This is a genomic window from Longimicrobium sp. (assembly GCF_048594345.1).
Classification (GTDB): domain Bacteria; phylum Gemmatimonadota; class Gemmatimonadetes; order Longimicrobiales; family Longimicrobiaceae; genus Longimicrobium.
The window spans coordinates 1-1,559 of sequence record NZ_JBMDXM010000239.1; the positions used below are offsets into that span (position 1 = coordinate 1).

General features: G+C 66.4%; 1 protein-coding gene. It reads left to right on the forward strand.

All coding sequences use genetic code 11. From position 1 onward, the window contains the following. Window positions 1-568 precede the first annotated feature (568 nt). On the forward strand, window positions 569-1,192 hold the full coding sequence (locus ACOJUJ_RS24850) for a hypothetical protein (protein ID WP_420129622.1): 624 nt from the start codon (window positions 569-571) through the stop codon (window positions 1,190-1,192). The last annotated feature ends 367 nt before the right edge of the window (window positions 1,193-1,559 follow it).

A 1,559-nucleotide genomic window follows, 5' to 3' on the forward strand; every position in this document is an offset into this window, starting at 1 on the left:
GACGCCACGATTCCTCCCGGATACCTGTGGGGAAAGGGGCCACGTGCCCGCGAGAGCCATCGACCAGCTGTGCACCTCGCCGCGCGTAGCCGCAAAGCTCCGCGACGGCATACCTGGAGCTACGTGAATAACCGAGGCTCACACGGGGTCGACGGGGTCAACGGCTTTGATCTTTACCGTTGACCCCGTGTGAGATCTGCGGTTCTGGAGGTTCAGTTGGCGTTCACCCGGATTCACCGAATGCACAACGAACCGTGAGAAACGGTGTGATGTGATACGGAATCCGGGAAAAAACATCGGAAGGTACAGAGGGACCAAGAACAGCCAGAGGAACAGAGGCGATCCTTGCGTCCGCTGTTCCTCTGGCTGTTGTCTGTTCCTCTGTACCCTGGCCTCTGTTTCCCGTAGTGCGACTTGAGGTGAGGTGTTTTTCCGGATCCGGTACGAGGATGAGATAAGAGGTGGTGATTTGGGCGGGGGTACAGAATATCGCTCAGCGGAGCGATATTGGTGCCCCGCACGACATCTCGTCTCTTCCAATTACCCGCAGGATCGGGCTGGTTTCCGCATGAACAAGATCGTTGGTTTCGCGCTGCTGTCCCTCCTGACCCTTTCTGTCGCGGCGCCCGCGCGCGCCCAGGACACCCTTTCCGCGCCCGTCCCGGTGGCGGAGCCCGCTCCCGCTCGGGACACGATGGCCGCGCCCGCCGCGGGGCCCTTTCGCGCCGAGCCCGTCGTGCAGCCGCAGCCTGCCGCACCGTGCGTCCGCCAGGTGCGCAGGATTCCGCCGCCTCCTTCGCCGCGCGGATTTCGGCGGCAGTGGCCGTTGGCGGCGATGGGGTCCATCGTGGGATGGTTCATCGGGGACCGCATCGTTGGGCCCAAGGGGAATCCGGTGGTGATCCTGTCGGGCTCCACGCTGGGCGCAATCGCCGGCTCCCACATCCAGGCGACCGGCGAGGGGCATGGCAACCTGGGCCGCTCGGTGCTGGGCGGCGTGCTGGGCGCGCTTCCTGCGGGTGCGCTGCTGGCCCTGAACCGCGCGGATACCTACGACGAAGCCGAGTTCGCCACGCGCGGAATCATCCCGGTCGTCGGCGGCTCCGTGCAGGCGGCGGTGACGGCGGGGGTCACCTCCAGCCCGCTTCAGACCGCGCGCATTCAGATCATCGAATGCCCGCACGCGGGGTGAACGGGTGTGAGGGTGTGAGGGTGTGAGGGTGAGCGGGTGAACGGGTGAGCGGGTGAGCGGGTGAGTATGGCGCGACCCACGGGGGCCCTCTCCCCGCCGACTTCGCCGCTCGTTCCTCGCGGCTCGCGGCGACCCCTCCCCCAACCCCGGGGGAGGGGTTGGCGTTTCCTCTGCGTTCGTGCCTCAGAACAAACTCTGCCGCTTGCATTGGGGAGTCGCTACCCCAGCGTCCGTGCATGCGAACAACCCCTCCCCCGAAGTTGGGGGAGGGGTCGACCGCCGTCGCGAGGAACGAGCGAAAGGCCGGTCGGGGGAGAGGGCCCGGGGATCACTCCGTCCCCCGTTCACCCTCACACCCTCACACCCT

Coding starts and splice junctions, on each gene's coding strand:
- ACOJUJ_RS24850 (WP_420129622.1), top strand. CDS start 569: ATGAACAAGATCGTTGGTTTCGCGCTGCTGTCCCTCCTGACCCTTTCT.